Below are 18,044 nucleotides of genomic sequence, written 5' to 3'. Positions count from 1 at the left end.
TTATGAACAATGGTCACTGGATGACGGCAAAGGATGTTTTGAGGGTAAATGCCTTCAAATGGCCTGACAAGATTGGCATCAAAGACATGAACAAGGCGTATACCTTTAAGCAGTGGGATGACCGGGCATGCAGGCTTGCAAATGCCCTTGCCGATATGGGTCTTAAGAAAGGCGAGAGATTTGCAGTACTTGCATACAACTGTGTGGAATGGCTCGAGATATATGCTGCTGCTGCAAAAGGCGGGTTTGTTTGTGTACCGATTATGTTCAGGCTCGCACAACCGGAAATGGAGTATATCCTTGGTCACTGTGAGGCAAAGATTTTAATCGTGCAGGGCGGGAAAGACAGAGACGGAGCTGAACTCCCATGGATAGCCATGGCAGACGGGATGAAGAAAAACCTTCCAACAGTAGAAAAATATATATCTTTTGCAATAGATAATCCCCACTTCGACGGTTTTGCATCTTATGAGGATGTAATTGCAGCGGCAAGCGGGCAAGAGCCTGCGGTATCAGTTGATGCGGATGATATCTGGGTTATTATGTATACGGGCGGAACAACAGGAAGGCCAAAGGGCGTTATGAAAAGCCATGCCAACCTCTTTGCCCAGTATTTTATTATGGTCTATGACCATCAGTTTAATTTTGATGATACAAACCTGCTTGTAATGCCTTGCTGCCACGTAAACTCACTTTTTTACTCCTTTGTTGTCACCTGGGTAGGCGGTACTGTCATGGCATATAATATGGTGAGTTTCAATCCTGAAAACCTCCTGAAAACCTTTGCAGAACACAAGATTACCTTTACCTCTCTTGTTCCGACCCATTACATTATGCTCCTTGCACTCCCGGATGAAGTAAAGGCAAAATTTGATGTAACGTGTGTGAAGAAGCTTCTCTGTTCTTCAGCACCGGCAAGAAGGGATACAAAGCTCGGAATTCTAAAAATGTTTCCGAATTCAAATCTTTATGAAGCATACGGGTCTACGGAAGCAGGTATTGTCACTGTATTGAAGCCCCATGAACAAATGACGAAACTCGGCTCCATCGGACGTGAAGTTATGGGCACGGATATTTTGAAACTTTATGACGAAGACGGAAACCTTGTCACAAAACCGAATGAGGTGGGCGAACTCTACTCAAGAAGCTCCATGCTCTTTGAAGGTTACTGGAAAGACCCTGAAAAAACTGCGGCGGCGATGAAAGGAGAGTACTTCAGCGCAGGCGACATGGCTTACATTGATGAGGACGGATACTATACACTCGTTGACAGGAAAGCCAACATGATTATCTCCGGCGGTGAAAACATATTCCCCTCTGAAGTTGAAAACTGTGTCGGCGGGCACCCGGCCGTAAAAGACGTTGCAGTTATCGGCGTACCACATGAAAAATGGGGTGAGCAGGTTACTGCTATAGTTGTTCTCCATGAAAATCAGACTGCGACACCTGATGAGATTTCCGGTTTCTGTAAAGGCAAGATCGCCGGATTCAAGGTTCCGAAGAATGTAATCCTGATAAAAGATTCGGAGATGCCGAGAAGCGCAGCCGGCAAAATCCTTCACAGGATATTAAGAGAACAGTTTGGTAAGTGGAGTGATCACACGTAAGAAAAGGCAATGAAAAATACAAAAAAAGCGGGGAATCAATCCCCGCTTTTTTTGTGAAATTACGAGGAGGCTCGTAATAAAACAACAAATTTTTGTTTTTAAAGGTTTTTTACTGCCCTCACCGATATAATAATCAGGTTTTTAGAGATCGATAAATTAGACATTTCATAGCAACACTTGCAAAGCACAGCTATTAACGTTATTATCATCTCTGTTGGCAATATGGAAATAAAAGAAAATGAACTTATAAGACGTCTTAAAAGGTTTGAAAGATCATCTAAGGAAATATTGAGAGGTATCGGCGATGACGGGGCAGTTGCCGAAATGGAACAGGGTTCCTATGTTTTTGTACAGGATGGGCTTGCAGAGCATATTCATTTTGATTTTGCCTTTTTAGACAGCTATTATTTAGGCAAGAAAGCTATATATGTAAATGTCTCCGATATCCTTTCCATGGGGGCTGAGCCGCTCTATTTTCTCGTTACAATCGGCATCCCGGAACATATCACATACAAACAGATAAACAGGCTTTATAATGGCATGGCCAGGACTGCAAAGGAATTCAACATAATCCTCCTCGGCGGGGATACGATAGAAACAAAGAGCGATTTTTTTATTGATGTTTCTATGATAGGGAAACTTGTAACCAACAGATATCTCGGCAGAGACAGTGCGAAAGAAGGCGATCTGATAGGGGTGACCGGCAGTCTCGGTGAAAGTGCATACGGTTTGAGCCTCCTGCAAAAAGGTATAAAAGCAAAAAGTTCAAACAGATTCATAAATAGACACATAAATCCCAAACCTCCATATGGCCTGTGGAAGGAATTGATAAAAAATGATATAACTAATGCGATGATGGATATAAGCGACGGGTTGGTTATCGACCTGGAAAGGATGATGAAGGAAAGCGGGAAATCTGCAAGAATAAATCTGGAGTGCATACCCATACCGGATGTTCTGAAAAGAAAAGGTCTTGAACGTCTTGCACTGGGTGGTGGCGAAGACTACGAACTGCTCTTTACCTTTTCCCCACAGAAGCTTCAGGCAATCAAGAATATCATAAAGAAGGGTTTTCCTATCTCCACAATAGGTGAGGTAGCTAAGGGAAAAGGTGTAAAAATCTTAAAAGACGGAAAGGTCATAAGGCCTGATATCAAAGGCTATGAACACTTTGGGGCACACCTGTGAGAAAAGACATATTTGTTAAGGATATTAAAAAGGAAGGCATCGATGTCAACGATCTTTTTATCGTTTCGAAAAAGAATATTTTTACAGGTAAAAACAATGCAAAATATATGAGTATAGAACTCAAGGACAAAACCGGCAGCATTGAAGGCAAAGTCTGGGAGAATGTAGATAACATAAATAAACTTTTTGAAAAGAACGATCTTGTCTTTGTTAAGGCAAAAATGCGTTTATACCAGGAAAAACCTCAACTGACTGTATCTGACATAAGGAGATTTGACAATGTGGTCAATCTGGAAGATATGAGTGCATTTTTCCCGGAAGCTGAACCGGGGATTGACAATTTGAAAAAGGTTTTTTTTCAGCTCTTGAACGAAATAGAAGAACCCCATATAGCTTCTTTATTCTCTGCACTCATCAGAAGGAATGACATCCTGGAAAAATTCTTTTTATTCCCGGCTTCTATAGGTGTGCACCATGTCTATCTGGGCGGGCTCCTTGAACACTCTCTGTCAATGGCACAAATGGGTAAAAATGCAGCTGACATAACAGGTGCGGATAAAGATATCATCATAGCAGGGAGCCTTCTGCATGATATCGGAAAAGTCGAAGAACTTTGCGTAAAAGGCGGCTTCCAATACTCTGACAGAGGAAGGCTGATGGGTCACATAGCCCTCGGTACCATAATGTTTGAAGAAATTGCAAAAGAGGTGAACGAATTTCCGGAGCATATATCGGATATGCTTGCGCACATCATTATCAGCCATCATGGAGTTGAAGAGTGGGGTTCTCCGAAAAAACCCATGTCAATAGAAGCTCTCATTGTACACTACCTTGATGATCTCGACGCCAAGGTTATGGGCGTAAAAGAGCACATGAAAGAAAATATGGCAGACAAAAAATGGACAGAATACCACAAATTGTACGAATCAAGATTCTATAAACTTCCTGAAAGGTAATATATGGAAATAAGAAGAGTTTTTGTAGACAAGCTGAAAATAAAGAACGGGATGGCCCTTCTTACAGGACCCATGTATAAATACATTATCAGCGTTCTTAGAAAAACAACCGGCGACAGGATAGACCTTATTGACGGAAAGGGCTACCTTTACAGATGTACGATCAACGGCGTAAAAAGCAAGGAGTTATATTTACAGGTACTGGATGTCGTACATCACCCTGAGGAAAAAAGACCCAAAGTAACACTATGTGTAAGTCCGATAAAAGGGCCTCGCATGGATTGGCTCATTGAAAAAGCGACAGAACTCCGTGTGGAAAGAATACTGCCTACAATTTTCAAAAGGACGTTGATTAAATTTGAAGACAAGGAAAAAGGTAAATACGACCGTTGGAAACGGATTGTCATTGAAGCTTCCCGTCAATCAGGGCGATTTACAATACCCGAGGTGGTTGAACCTACTCCCCTGAGAGGAATACTTCCTTATGCTGAAAATATTCCGAACCGTTGGGTCTTTTATGAGCAGGAAAAGAAAATAACATTTAATAATGTTATGTCGAACCGTGAAGAGGGAGGGGAAATATGCGTGGTTATAGGGCCTGAAGGCGGAATAGACGATCTGGAGATCGAGTGGCTGAAGGAAAACGGCTTCACTTCTTGCACGCTTGGTGAAAATATTTTCAGGACTGAAACTACTCCTCTCGTAATTCTATCAGTCATTCTTTACGAATATTTTAACAAATATAAATAATTGGGGGAACAATGAATAATAAAGGAAAGGCAGGGTGTGGCTGTCTTATATTTATCCTCGTCGCTTGCATGATCACCGCAGGCATACTTATTCATCCTTTCTCATTAAGAACTATCGCTGGCCAGCTTAGATACGAAGATAAAGTATTTCCCTCGGATGCAATATTTGTCCCCAGGTTTTTTGAAGATAAAGATGGTGAGTTGTATACAGAAGCCTTTAGAGAATATTGGGCTGGCAACGGCAAAACCATATGGATTGAAGACGATAAAATACTTGGTATAAGTATCCTGGATATTGTTGCCAAAACAGCACATACACGAGGTATTAAAGAAGGAGTGCTTAAGAAAATTTCTTTAGAAGGCGAAGACAGAATGAAGGTCAACAAAACACAGGAAGCGTTCTTAAAAGCCGGTATAAAAAAGATTATTGTTCTTGTACCTGAATATGCCTCAAGAAGGTTTCACCTGTTTTACGGCTCTTCAAAAGACAGTGTAAAGGTAATTTATATCATTAAACCTGTGAGCATGTCGTATTTTAAAAAGGACAAATGGTGGAAGGAAACAATGTCGCGCGATATGTTTTTAAAAGAACTCTCCTATATTGCCTCATACTACTTAGAGAAATTTAAATATGGCGAAAAAAAAGATACTGAAAAACCATGAACGATGCTCAGACTATTTGTCATATATATGCTTACCTGCGATGTCCAGTCAACCCTATATGCCGCCAGGGGATACAAATCCTTCCAGGAAGGATAGTCCCTATCAATGAAGGTTCTTTGCAGCTCACAAGGTGAGCGAGAAGGGGAGGCTACCATTTACCCGAGGGACGAAGGACGTTCAGTCGCTATACTCCTTCGGACGTAGGACGTAAATGCATTTGCTTGCGTCCCAGTACAAGCGGACGTCCAAGCGAACATAAGTGAGCGGACATCCTTCGTGCATAAGGAAAGGTGAGGGGGCGGACGGGTACCCGCTTGCGGGTGCGGGAGGCTCCGACAGCTTTGCTGGTGGAGGGAGCGGACGTGAGGGCAGGATATATAAGCGTCAGTGCGTTAAATAGCTCACACGGTGAGCGAGAAGGGGAGGCTCCGACAGCTTTGCTGGTGGAGGGGCGACCGGGTACCCGCTTGCGGGTGTCCCGGTAATTGAGAGAATAATTGGAAGAACTTACTGCAATAATTGCGCTATCCAGAATTAAAGGGATAGATCGCATAAAAAAGAAAGAAATCATTGAGACAACCGACGATCTCGCTGCTGTATTTGAAGGAAAAACGAAGATATATGATGAATCATTAAAAACACAGATAAATGCTTTTAAGGATTGGAAGGACATTGAAAAGGCAACAGAAAAACTGGCAAAATTAGGCGCAGACGCTATCACCATCAGGGATAAAGCATATCCGGAGCTTTTGAGACATATCCCCGACCCCCCTATTGTTCTGTATAAAAAAGGTCCCCTGAAAACGGGCAACAGTGCGCTTGCCATAGTAGGCTCAAGAAAGGCTACATTCGAAGGTATTGCTCTTGCTGAGAAAATTGCAAATACGCTCTCATCTCTGGGAATAACTATTGTAAGCGGTCTTGCAAAAGGTATTGATGCTTCTGCTCATAAAGGAGCTTTGTCGGAAGAAGGTAAAACTATGGCTGTCCTGGGGTGTGGCATCGATATCTGTTATCCGGCAGAAAACATCCGGATTTTTGAAAAGATTGGCGAAGAAGGCATATTGCTCACAGAATACATGCCCGGGGACCCGCCCCTTAATTACCATTTTCCCGAGAGGAACCGTATAATAGCCGGTTTGTCAAAGGGTATACTTGTTATAGAGGCATCAGAAAAGAGCGGCGCACTGATTACTGCCCGCCTTGGACTTGAATACGCCAGGGATGTTATGGCAATTCCGGGAAATATCTTCAGCAACGAACATAAAGGGGCAAACTTTCTAATCAAACAGGGGGCAAAACTTGTGGACGGCATTGAAGACATTATTGCAACCTCCTTTCCTCATCTTATTTTAAAAAAACAGCAGAAGATTGAAATAGACAAAGATGAAGATTATGTGTATTCATATATAGGCCACGAGAGGATACATGTGGATGAACTGATAGACAAAACCGGAATGCAGGCAAAACAGGTAATGGCAATGCTTACAAGGCTCGAGATGAAAGAAATTATCCGTGGATTTCCCGGAGGATACTATATTAGAAAATAGCAGGCAGTTTTATGGCTGTCTTTCTTTTACAGAAAATAAGGGGTCGGACTGAAATCTGCTTTTTGTCTTTCGCAGCTCGAAAACTTGAATTTAAGGAGTTACAATGGGTAATAAATCACTTTTGATAGTTGAATCACCGACAAAGATGAAAACGCTTTCGAAATTCCTTGGCAAGGATTTTACCATAAAGGCTACCTTCGGTCATATTAAGGACCTCCCTAAAAGCAAAATAGGGGTTGATGTTGAGAAGGATTTTACACCACACTTTCTCGTACTAAAGGGGAAGGCAAAAGTTGTGGAAGAACTGAAAAGGGCAGGGAAAGATGCCCAAAAGATATATATCGGTTCTGACCCCGACAGAGAAGGAGAAGCCATAGCCTTTCATGTTGCCGAGATTATTGGCGGCAAAAAAGAGATTGAGAGGGTTTTATTCCATGAGATTACAAAAAAAGGCGTGCTCGATGCATTAAAAAACCCGTCAAAACTCGATGAATCAAAATACAACGCACAAAAGGCCAGAAGAATCCTTGACAGACTTGTAGGATATAAAATCAGCCCCATATTATGGGAAAAGGTAAGCTACGGGCTGTCCGCAGGCAGGGTGCAATCGGTTGCTTTAAGGATTGTCTGTGACAGGGAAGAAGAAATAGAAGGTTTTATAAAAGAGGAATACTGGATCGTCGATGCTGAATTTGAGCTCCCTTCGGGAAAAAGATTCAAGGCAACATGTGAAAGAAAAGGGACTGAAAAGATCAAGATCTCCTCAAAAGAAGAAGCTCAAAAAATCAAATCAGGTGTAAAAGGCAAGGTATTCAATATATCGAAAATAGAGATTAAAGACAGGCATATATCGCCACAGCCCGCATTTATTACAAGCAGGCTTCAACAGGAGGCATCACGGAGGTACCGGTTTTCGCCGAAAAAAACGATGCTCATTGCCCAGAAACTTTATGAAGGTGTAAACATAGGGGGAGGAGAGGCTACAGGACTTATTACCTACATGAGGACAGACTCTGTCAGGGTATCTGCCGAGGCAATAGCTGCGGCAAGACATTATATTGATGAAACCTACGGAAAACTTTATCTCCCGAAAACACCTAACTTTTTCAAAAATAAAAAGACTGCTCAGGATGCGCACGAGGCAATACGGCCCGCTGATCCTTCTTTGATACCTGATAAGATTAAGCCCTATCTCGATAAAGACCTTTTCCTGTTGTACGAATTAATATGGAAACGTTTTATTGCCTCACAGATGGCACAGGAGAGATTTAAGGCAAAGGTCGTAGAGGTTGCTTCAGATGAATATGTTTTTGTTGCAAGGGGTTCTGAGATTTTATTTGACGGATTCACAAAAATATATGAAGAGCAGGAGGAAACAGACGAGCGAGGCTCTAAACTACCTGCAATGAAAGAAGGGGACCGCCCATCACTTATTGAAATATTTTTGGATCAGCGATTTACAACACCACCTCCAAGATATTCCGAAGCATCTCTCATAAAAATGCTCGAAGCAAAGGGTATCGGCAGACCATCAACATATGCAACCATTGTAAGCACCATAGAAGATAGAAATTATGTAAAAAAGGATAAAGGGAGGCTCCTTGCTGCTTCCCTCGGCAGGACTGTCAATAAGTTGCTGAAAGAGTTCTTCCCCTCTATTGTTGATATCGGTTTTACTGCAAATATGGAAGAGCGGCTTGACCTTATAGAGGGCGGTAAAAAAAATTGGGTCAAATCGCTTGAAATATTTTACCGTTCCTTTGAGAACGAACTCTCTACGGCAAAAGAAGGTATGAAGAGTCTGAAAAAAGAAGAAACCGTTACAGATATAATCTGTGAGAAATGCGGAGAAAAGATGCTCCTCCGTTGGGGTAAAAACGGTGAATACCTTGTATGCAGCGGAAAACCGGCTTGCAAAAACAAAAAGAACGTGCATGTTGATGAAAAAGGTACAATAAAGATTGTTGAAAATGAGATAAAAGGGAAATGCCCGAAATGCGGCGGGAATCTCATTGAAAAACGGGGAAAATTCGGGAGGTTTCTCGCATGCAGCAACTACCCTGACTGCAAATATACAGAGGCATACACACTTGGGTTTCAATGTCCACAGGAAGGGTGTACGGGGAAACTCGTAGAGAGGGTCTCAAAATTGAAAAAGAAAAGATTCATCAGCTGCTCCCGCTACCCTGATTGCACATTTGCCACAAATGCAGAACCGATAGAGGGTACATGCCCGGTTTGTGCGGCGCCGACTATATTCAGTTATAGAAAAAAACCATTTTGCCTGCGTAAGGACTGCGGATGGAAGTCAAAGTAGTCGGCGGTGGGCTTGCCGGCGCTGAGGCAGCTTACCAGATTGCCCGAAGGGGCCGGAAGGTTACACTTTTTGAGATGAGGCCCCATGTCTTCACGCCGGCACATAAAACAATATATCTTTCAGAGCTTGTGTGCAGTAATTCTTTAAAATCAAAGGAGTTGACAAATGCTCACGGGCTTTTAAAGGAAGAGCTGAGACGCCTTGATTCAATTGTTATCCAGGCTGCCGATAAAACATCAATACCCGGTGGCAAAGCCCTTGTTGTTGACCGGGGAAGATTTTCAAAAATAATTACGGATAGCCTTGAAAATAATCCCCTAATCGATGTAGTACGAAAAGAAGTACGGGATATTCCGCATGGCTCTACAATTATTGCCACAGGACCTCTTACCAGCGATGCTCTGGCAGAAAAAATCCGTGAAGCTACAGGTGCAGAAAACCTGTCCTTTTTTGATGCCATATCTCCGATTATCGACAAAGAATCAATAGACATGGAAAAGGCCTTCTTCGGTTCCCGCTACATGGAGGACACCGGAGACTATCTCAACTGCCCCCTTACCGAGGAAGAATACAGTGTATTTTACGAGGAACTCCTTAAGGCAGAGAAGGTAGATCTGCGGGAATTTGAAAAAACCCCATATTTTGAAGGATGTCTGCCTGTTGAGGTTATGGCCGGCAGAGGTAAACAGACTCTCCTTTATGGTCCCGCAAAACCTGTCGGCATCATCGACAAACGGACAAATAAAAGACCTTTTGCAGTTATACAATTGAGAAAAGAAAACGCATCCGGCGCTATGTACAATATGGTAGGTTTTCAGACCAAACTCACATATCCGGAGCAGGAAAGGGTTTTCGCGCTCATTCCTGCACTGAAACATGCCATATTCTTAAGGCATGGGAGCATCCACAGAAACACATACATCAACTCCCCGGTTGTCCTTAACAAAAATCTCAGTCTTAGAAATGGCGAACAGGTCTTCTTCGCAGGACAAATAACAGGTGTGGAAGGATATGTGGAATCAGCAGCCATGGGTATTGTTGCCGGCATCTCGGCATTGGCCTCTCTTGAGGGCAGGGAATTCCTTCTTCCACCAGAAGAGACCTGTGTCGGTGCACTGGCAAGCTATATCACCACACCAACAAAAAACTTTCAACCCATGAATGTCAATTTCGGGATTCTTAAGGACTACAACAAAAAGTATAAAGAAAGAGTAATCGAAAGGGCACTGTCGGCAATTTTGGAATGGAAGAAAACAACTGATGGATCATTAGCAGCCCTCCCGGATATATGAAACGTTTAGCTGTATTAGAACTCAGGTCTCAACACGTTAAAGAACCTATCCCTCAGTTATGGAGGTGTTCATGCTATGCTAAAAAATATAGATAGAAAAGATTTATACGCAATTTTAACCAAAAACAACCTGATCTCTGAAAAACAAATCATTGAAATTGAACAAACCAGAATCTCTTCTAAGAAGGAGATTGAAGATATAATACTGGATATGCATATTATACAGGAAGAGGTTTTTTTAAAAACATTGGCAGCATATATGAGGATTGAATTTATAAAAATTGATCCTTTGGAGCTTGATTCTCGCGCAATCACAGAAATGATACCCGGAAAATTTGCCAAAGCATACGGGTTAATCCCAATAAAAAAACAGAACGAAACTCTGACTCTTGCCATTTCCAACCCATTCTTGCATTATCCCTTTGATGATATCGCAAAAATGACAGGGTTGAAGATAGAGATAGTGCTTTGCACAAAAAAGAACATAGACAGTGTTTTCAATATGACTTACGGTCTGATGGATTCATTGTCTGCCGCAGAGCAGGAAATGATTCTTCATGGAAAAATCAGCACTGTAGATTTAGGCAATTTAGAGCGTTTGCATAAGGGTCTCCAAATTTCAGGAGCTCAGGATCATGCTTCGCGGCCAATAGTCGAATCGGTAAATAACCTTTTCTATTATGCATTTGATCAAAGAGCAAGCGACATACACCTTGAGCCTAAAAGGGATATCAGTATTGTCCGTTTCAGGATAGACGGGATTCTTCACAATGTATATATACTTAAAAAGGTGGTTTACAACGCCATTGTTTCCCGTATTAAAACAATGGCAGGAATGAATATTGCTGAAAAACGGCGGCCTCAGGACGGAAGGATAAAGATTGTTCATAAGGAACAGGAAATAGAGCTTCGCGTTTCAACCGTCTCTACTGCCTTTGGCGAAAAAGTAGTGCTTAGAATATTTGATCCTGACATTCTCCTCCAGGACATTGACGAATTGGGCTTTTCAAATAACGATTCCTCATTATTCAATGAATTTATCCGTCATCCATATGGGATAATCCTTGTGACAGGTCCCACCGGCAGTGGTAAAACAACAACACTGTATTCTGCTTTGAATAAGCTGAGCAGCACGGAATTGAATATATGTACTATCGAAGATCCGATTGAACTTGTCCATGACATGTTTAATCAGGTTGCTGTCAATCCCCAGATTGATTTGACTTTCGGTAAAATATTACGGACCATGTTACGACAGGACCCGGATATCATTATGGTAGGTGAAATCCGCGACACAGAAACAGTTCAAAACGCAATACAGGCAGCGCTTACCGGACACCTTGTTCTCAGCACACTTCACACAAATGACGCCCCTACGGCAATTACGCGCCTCATTGATATGGGCGGACAACCTTTTTTAATCGCTTCTACTTTAATAGGGGTAGTAGCTCAACGTCTTGTTCGCAAAATATGTCCGCATTGCAAGACATCTTTTGAAGTAAAAGAAGAACATCTGAAAAAAGAATTGGGAATTGATACGGGCAAAAAAAAGAATATTGTTTTACATAGAGGCGAAGGTTGTCTGGAATGCAGAGGAACGGGCTATTTAGGTAGAACGGCTGTTTTTGAAATTATGAAAATAGATGATGAGATATGTGAATTAACAAAAAACAAGGCGTCTTCAAATGAAGTCCGCAAGGCAGCATTAAAAAACGGTATGGTTACACTTCGCGAAAATGCGTTGAAAAAATTATTCAACGGTACAACGACCATTGAAGAAATAGTAAAAATAATAAGAGGGATTTAAAAACACCCAAAGGTTCTCATAAAAGTTCCGGAAGTTCATATAAGGCAAAAATATTTTCATAATTATGATACAAAAATGAAGTTAAATGGAGAAACTGAGCTTATCCTACCGTCTCTCCGAGTTTGAATATGGGCAGGTACATGGCAATAACCAAGCCGCCCAATATAACACCGAGAAACATCATAATCATCGGCTCCATCATTGCCGTCAGGTTCGTTACAAGATTATCAACATCTTCTTCGTAAAAATCTGCAATTTTATTCAACATGGTGTCCAGTGCGCCCGTGGATTCGCCAACCTGGATCATCTGGACCACCATTGGAGGAAAAACACCACTTTCCTCAAGAGGCTCTGACATGCTTCTGCCTTCACTAATACGCGCCCTTGCAACAATCAATGCCTCTTCAATGACCTTATTGCCTGCAACTTTTGCCACGATTGCAAGACTTTCAAGAATGGCAACACCACTCGATAACAGCGTGGCAAGCGTCCTTGTTATTCTTGCAACTGATGCCTTGATTGTAAGAATACCAAAGATGGGGAGCTTCAGGACAAGGTTGTCCACCTTGCGTTTTCCGTTTTCGGTTCTATAGTATCTCTTAAAAAGAAAAACAAATAATACAAGAGCACCGATTATAAAATGTATGCTTGATTTTAACAATCTGCTCAGATTAACCACAAACTGTGTAGGCGCCGGAAGGCCAGCTCCCATATCTTTAAACATCTTCTCAAAAACTGGTATCACGAAAATTAGAAGCACCATTACCACAACAATTGCAACAATAATAATGCTGATAGGATATATCATTGCAGATTTTACTTTCTTTTTCAATTTCATGGATTTTTCCATGTAGACAGAAAGCCTTGACAGTACCGTATCGAGCAGGCCGCCCTCTTCACCTGCAACAACAAGATTTATATACAATGGATCAAAACATTGCGGGTAATCCCTAAGGCTATCGGCAAACCTTGATCCACCCTCTATCTTTTCTTTTATCTCCCTGACAATGCCCCGCAGGTTCTTATTCTCAATCTGGTTGGAGAGTATATCAAGGGATTGGACAAGAGGAAGACCTGATGAAATCATTGTTGAGAGCTGTCTCGTAAAAATTACAACACTTAACTGGTCAATTTTTTTCTTCGGATTATACTTTTCCTTTTTTACAATTTCTTTTTTTTCAGTTGATTTAGTGAGAATAATGCCGTCTTTTCTCAAAACGGCCCTAAGGTAAGCCTCGGAATCAGCTCTTGTAACTCCTGATTTTTTCTCACCTTTTAGTGTTTTACCCTGCCATTCGTAAACTGCCATAATTTTTATCTTACCTCAACTAAAATATAATGAAAAGAAAATTATTCACAGATCACAATTGTAAAAACACAGATTTAGAGACAACGGATCGCAAAAGCTAAACCTCTTCATAGCTTTTCCGATCCGTATAAGCCGTGAATTACATTTATTCCTCTCTTAATACTATGTAGAATGTTGCGTTTTCTCTCCTCACCAGTAAAACTATGCCTTCCTTAACATTTCCCCTCTTCATAGCATCCTTAAAATCAGTAATATTCCTTATAGGTTTTCTGTTAATCTCCTTTATGACATCTCCGGAACGTATGTCTACATTTTGGGCAGGGCTTCCCGGTTGCACATCCGTTACGATTACCCCTTTTTTATCTTTTATGTTCAGATGCTTTGCAATATCAGGTGTAATATTCTGCACAACAAGTCCAAAATCCTTTTCTATTTCAGGTTTCTTAGATGCCTGGGCACTTTCTTCTTTTAATTCATCTATCGTAACATTTACTTCAAGGGGTTTCCCATCCCTGACAATACCGACCTTGACCTGTTTGCCTATTTCTGCTCCTCCCACCAGTCTCGGGAGCATGTCCATATCCTTTATCTTCTTCCCGTTAAAAGATACGATAATATCTCCTCTTTTAATCCCTGCCTTTTCTGCAGGACTCTGTTCCATCACATCCGATACAAGAGCTCCTTCAGACTCTTTCAAGCCAAAGCTCTTCACAATCTCTGGAGTTATCTTCTGTATTACTACGCCAAGCCATCCTCTTGTAACCTTACCCTTTGACTTTAATTGAGCAAGCATTTCTTTGGCAGCATTTATCGGGATAGCAAAACCTATTCCCTGTCCCCCCGAAACAATAGCAGTGTTTATTCCAACAACCTCGCCTTTCAAATTAAATAAAGGCCCTCCGCTGTTACCCGGATTGATTGATGCATCAGTCTGAATAAAATCATCATAGGGTCCGGCGCCTATAACCCTGCCCTTTGCGCTGACAATGCCTGCCGTAACGGTTTGTTCAAGGCCAAAGGGGTTGCCGATAGCAATTACCCAATCACCAACTTCCAGCTTTCCGGAATCTCCGAATACTGCAACAGGAAGATTGTGCTTCGCATCTATTTTGATTAAAGCAATATCGGTCTTGGCATCTTTACCTATCACTTTGGCATCATATTCCTTCTCATCAGAGAGTTTTACTTTTATACTCACCGCTCTCTCCACAACGTGGTTGTTGGTCAGGATATACCCTTCTTTGTCGATTATAAAACCTGAGCCGAGACTTTTGTGCTTGAACTCCTTTCTTGGTGTATTACCAAAAAAATTCTCAAAAAAATCGTTACCAAAAAAATCCTTGAAAGGATTTTGCTGAGGGTTTTGCTGGCCGAAAAACCGCTCTTGCATGTCAGGGCCTTTAATGACAGTCGTCGTGCTGATATTCACTACAGAAGGTTTTACATCTTTTACAAGCTCGCTTAAACTCGGCAAGCCTTTATCATAAACAACCTTCTTTACATCCATATTTGTTGCATTAAACCAGGATTCCCTGGTAAATACCTTGCTCCTCACATACATAAATCCTGACAAAATAATAACCAGTAAGATAATGACCAAATACCATCTTCTGTTTCTCATAGAAACTCCTCCAATTATACAGGCAATTTTATCGAGAACAAGCTGCCTTCTGACAGCCCGCTCTTTACTTCTATTGTACCTTTATGCATTTCGGCAATCCATTTACTTATCGATAGACCAAGACCGCTGCCGCTCTCGCGTTTTCTCGATTTGTCCCCTCTGTAGAACCTGTCAAAGATAAACTTAATATCATCTTCTGCTATACCGACGCCGTTGTCTTTTATGTCAATCTGTACATAGCCATTATTGATAGAAGAAGATATATCTACCTTACCCCCCGGCTGGGTATATTTAATGCCATTTTCTACAATATTCAGGAACATCCTCCTGAGTTTCAGTTCATCGCCCTTTATTTTAACATCTTCCAGTTCTTTAATCATCAATCCTATCCCTTTGTTGTCTGCAAATATCTTAACATTCATACAAACATCAGCAATCAGATCTCTCAGTGAAACATCTTCAAAGCTCAGTTTTACCTCTTTTGTTTCAGCCTTGGAGAGTAGTAGCAGGTCATCAATAATTTCTGCCATTCTGTTAATCTCTTCGAGGTTACTCTTAAGTATGCTTTTATAATCTTCATTTTCTCTATCTTTTCTTAATGCAACCTCTGTCTGTCCCTTTAATATTGTTAGAGGGGTTTTTAACTCATGCGAAACATCGATACTGAATTGATTTATCCTCAGGAATGAGTCCCGTAATCTGCTGATCATTTCATTAAAGGTCCTTGCAAGCCTGCTAAGTTCATCCCTTCTGCTTCCGATATCAATTTTCTCGCCGAGGTTGCTCAACGTAATCTTTACAGCAGCCTTCCTTATCTGATCAACAGGACGCAATGCTTTCTTTGCCAGAAAATAGCCGCTCACTATGCTGACGCCTATAGAGGTGGGGATGCTGATTAACATGATAATAAGGAGCTTTTTCATGGTTTCATCAAAGTCCTCTAATGATGTACCTACCTGGACAATGCTAGTTACCTTCTTGCTTTCTTTATTCTCTATAATGGGGATTGTAACCATCCTCAGTCTCGGTTTTACCCGTTCCATTGTTTCGTAGACAACTTCTCCGTTGAGCACTCTTTCAAGCGTTTTAAAACTTGACGGCAGGACTTCGGTTTCAATATCGTTCATTTTTGCACCGATTTTTCCTGAGGTATCCATTATCTGAATGAATTTACCCTTCGGCCGCTTGCCAAGGACATTTTCAAGGTATCTTTCAAAGTTTCCGAATACGCTTGTGTTATGACTTTCCGACATTGAGGATGACAATATCTCGCCGATAGATTTAATCTTTTCGTCTATGCTTTTTTGAAGACTGTTCCTGAAGTAGGTATATACTCCGCTAGAAAAAACTGAAAGGATTAAGGTAAGTATCAACCCATACCATAATGTGAGTCTCCATCTTATAGGTAAATTAATTTTTTTCATTTTCTTCTTTCAGGATATAACCGGTGCCCCTTACAGTGTGTATATATTTCTTAGATGATAAAGATTCCATCTTCTTTCTGAGAAAATTGACATAAACATCTACTATATTAGTTGAATCGTTTGCATTTTGCCATGCGTATTCTGCAATTTCTTTTCTGGTCAATGGTTTTTCTTTGTTCTTCATCATAAATTCCAATATCATGTACTCTTTTTCAGTCAATTCTGCTTCTTTAGATGCTATGTTCATTTTTCTATTATATGGGTTTAGAACCAGTTCTTTATATTCAAGAATATGGGCATCTGCCTTTTTGCTTCTTCTCAATAATGCCCGTATTCTTGCAAGAAGTTCATCAAAGGAAAAAGGCTTTGTGAGATAATCATCGCTTCCTGTATCGAGTCCTTTTATAACATCTTCTTTTGAGGTTTTTGCTGTAATTATCAATACAGGAGTATCAATGCCCCATGTCCGCATATTTCTGAGAACTTCAAACCCATCTATTTCCGGTATCATGAGATCGAGAAGGATAATATCGTAACTGTGCTCGCCTAAAAATTCAAGCCCTGTCTTGCCGTCGTAAGCAGTTTCTACTGTATACCCCTCTTCCTCCAGGCCTTTGCTTATGAAGCTTGCTAACTTTTCTTCATCCTCTATAATAAGTACATTCATATTATTTATTATATAGCAAAAATCATTAATTTTAAATATTTTGATGGTAAATGGGCTTGAAATGATCTTTCCTGGTGTCCTAACTAGTTTCCATTCGCTAACTACGGATGAGAAACTATTGGTTCCCGAATCGGAAAGGAGGAATTTTTCGTTCCGGCAAGAAGATGAAGGGATTGCGCGGAGACGAACAACATGTACGCCGCACAAGGAAGACCACGGATCGACGCCGCCGGGGCGGAAAAGTACCCTTTCCGAACGGGAACTAACTATCCATTTCTGTAAGACGCCGTGAAAGCTCAATTCTGGCCATTTCTTTAGAATCCGGGAGGAAGAACCATCGGTCTATAAGACGTTCAAGCGATATCACAAATGCCTCAGGTGTTATCGGAAACCGTCGAGCCAGAAACCAGAAGCTTCCTGCAAAGCGAGTCAACTTGTCCGAATCCTGCACAATTTTATCGTTGATCGAGAAGGCCTTACTCCGCGTGTCGTGACCATCAATTATTTCAAGTATCTCATTTGTTCTTAAGGGATCATAACTGACTATTCCAAGGATTTCCCTTGCAATTTTCAAGCTTTCTTCTTCATGAATCCTTAGGAGATCCTTGTCAGGATTAGCCCGGCACACCTTTCCAATAATTTCTTCAGAGACCCTGCACCATCCCACATCGTGCAAAATTATAGCCGGAATTACTACAGCTCTCTCAGCTTGGTGGATTGCAAGCAACCTGAAAGCAAATTCTATTGCATTCCTGGTATGAAGTTCGTTGTTTCTCGTCTGCAGATAAGGTTTGGCTAGTCGTAAAATCGGTGATTCAATCCTATTCAGGCGAGGTGTTTTTGTATTTTTATGCATCGCGTCAATTCTTTAAATTATGTCGTGTTCCAAAATATT

At 41.3% G+C, this 18,044-nt stretch carries 14 protein-coding genes; 9 read left to right on the top strand and 5 right to left on the bottom strand.

Annotation, left to right across the window (positions count from 1 at the left end):
* The first annotated feature begins 2 nt into the window (after positions 1-2).
* The 9 genes from NT010_02435 (at position 3) to NT010_02395 (ending at position 12,128) form a co-directional block, all read left to right on the top strand.
* Positions 3-1,607 carry an AMP-binding protein gene (locus NT010_02435; GenBank protein MCX5804915.1) on the top strand — a complete coding sequence of 535 codons (1,605 nt, stop codon included), beginning with the start codon at positions 3-5 and terminating at the stop codon, positions 1,605-1,607.
* A gap of 222 nt (positions 1,608-1,829) precedes the next feature.
* Positions 1,830-2,795 (top strand): thiamine-phosphate kinase, encoded by a 966-nt coding sequence (gene thiL / locus NT010_02430; protein ID MCX5804914.1) that lies wholly within the window; start codon positions 1,830-1,832, stop codon positions 2,793-2,795.
* Positions 2,792-3,751, top strand: a complete 960-nt coding sequence (locus tag NT010_02425) for an HD domain-containing protein (GenBank protein MCX5804913.1) — start codon at positions 2,792-2,794, stop codon at positions 3,749-3,751. Before thiL ends, NT010_02425 begins: the two co-directional genes overlap by 4 nt.
* A 3-nt stretch (positions 3,752-3,754) precedes the next feature.
* Positions 3,755-4,501, top strand: coding sequence for an RsmE family RNA methyltransferase (locus NT010_02420; GenBank protein MCX5804912.1), 747 nt, complete (start codon positions 3,755-3,757; stop codon positions 4,499-4,501).
* 11 nt (positions 4,502-4,512) lie between these two features.
* Positions 4,513-5,163 (top strand): hypothetical protein, encoded by a 651-nt coding sequence (locus NT010_02415; GenBank protein ID MCX5804911.1) that lies wholly within the window; start codon positions 4,513-4,515, stop codon positions 5,161-5,163.
* 497 nt (positions 5,164-5,660) lie between these two features.
* Positions 5,661-6,713, top strand: coding sequence for a DNA-processing protein DprA (gene dprA / locus NT010_02410; protein ID MCX5804910.1), 1,053 nt, complete (start codon positions 5,661-5,663; stop codon positions 6,711-6,713).
* A 103-nt stretch (positions 6,714-6,816) separates the two neighbouring features.
* A complete protein-coding gene (gene topA / locus NT010_02405) occupies positions 6,817-9,030 on the top strand; it encodes a type I DNA topoisomerase (GenBank protein MCX5804909.1) in 2,214 nt (737 codons plus the stop codon).
* A complete protein-coding gene (gene trmFO / locus NT010_02400; protein MCX5804908.1) occupies positions 9,009-10,322 on the top strand; it encodes a methylenetetrahydrofolate--tRNA-(uracil(54)-C(5))-methyltransferase (FADH(2)-oxidizing) TrmFO in 1,314 nt (437 codons plus the stop codon). Before topA ends, trmFO begins: the two co-directional genes overlap by 22 nt.
* A gap of 75 nt (positions 10,323-10,397) precedes the next feature.
* A complete protein-coding gene (locus NT010_02395; GenBank protein ID MCX5804907.1) occupies positions 10,398-12,128 on the top strand; it encodes a GspE/PulE family protein in 1,731 nt (576 codons plus the stop codon).
* Positions 12,129-12,228: 100 nt separating this feature from the next.
* Here NT010_02395 and NT010_02390 read toward each other — a convergent pair whose 3' ends face one another.
* The 5 genes from NT010_02390 to NT010_02370 all read right to left on the bottom strand — a co-directional run bounded on the left by NT010_02390 (position 12,229) and on the right by NT010_02370 (position 18,005).
* A complete protein-coding gene (locus tag NT010_02390; GenBank protein MCX5804906.1) occupies positions 12,229-13,437 on the bottom strand; it encodes a type II secretion system F family protein in 1,209 nt (402 codons plus the stop codon).
* A 145-nt stretch (positions 13,438-13,582) separates the two neighbouring features.
* Entirely contained in the window at positions 13,583-15,058 is a 1,476-nt protein-coding gene (locus tag NT010_02385) for a DegQ family serine endoprotease (GenBank protein MCX5804905.1), read from the bottom strand.
* A 14-nt stretch (positions 15,059-15,072) separates the two neighbouring features.
* Entirely contained in the window at positions 15,073-16,482 is a 1,410-nt protein-coding gene (locus tag NT010_02380) for an ATP-binding protein (protein ID MCX5804904.1), read from the bottom strand.
* Positions 16,469-17,149 (bottom strand): response regulator transcription factor, encoded by a 681-nt coding sequence (locus NT010_02375; protein ID MCX5804903.1) that lies wholly within the window; start codon positions 17,147-17,149, stop codon positions 16,469-16,471. The genes NT010_02380 and NT010_02375 overlap by 14 nt, the downstream gene beginning before the upstream one ends.
* A 262-nt stretch (positions 17,150-17,411) precedes the next feature.
* Positions 17,412-18,005 (bottom strand): HD domain-containing protein, encoded by a 594-nt coding sequence (locus NT010_02370; GenBank protein ID MCX5804902.1) that lies wholly within the window; start codon positions 18,003-18,005, stop codon positions 17,412-17,414.
* Positions 18,006-18,044: the final 39 nt, after the last annotated feature.

This window comes from Pseudomonadota bacterium (assembly GCA_026388275.1).
Taxonomy (GTDB): Bacteria; Desulfobacterota; Syntrophorhabdia; order Syntrophorhabdales; family Syntrophorhabdaceae; genus JAPLKB01.
This window is presented reverse-complemented; position numbering and strand designations above follow the sequence as displayed.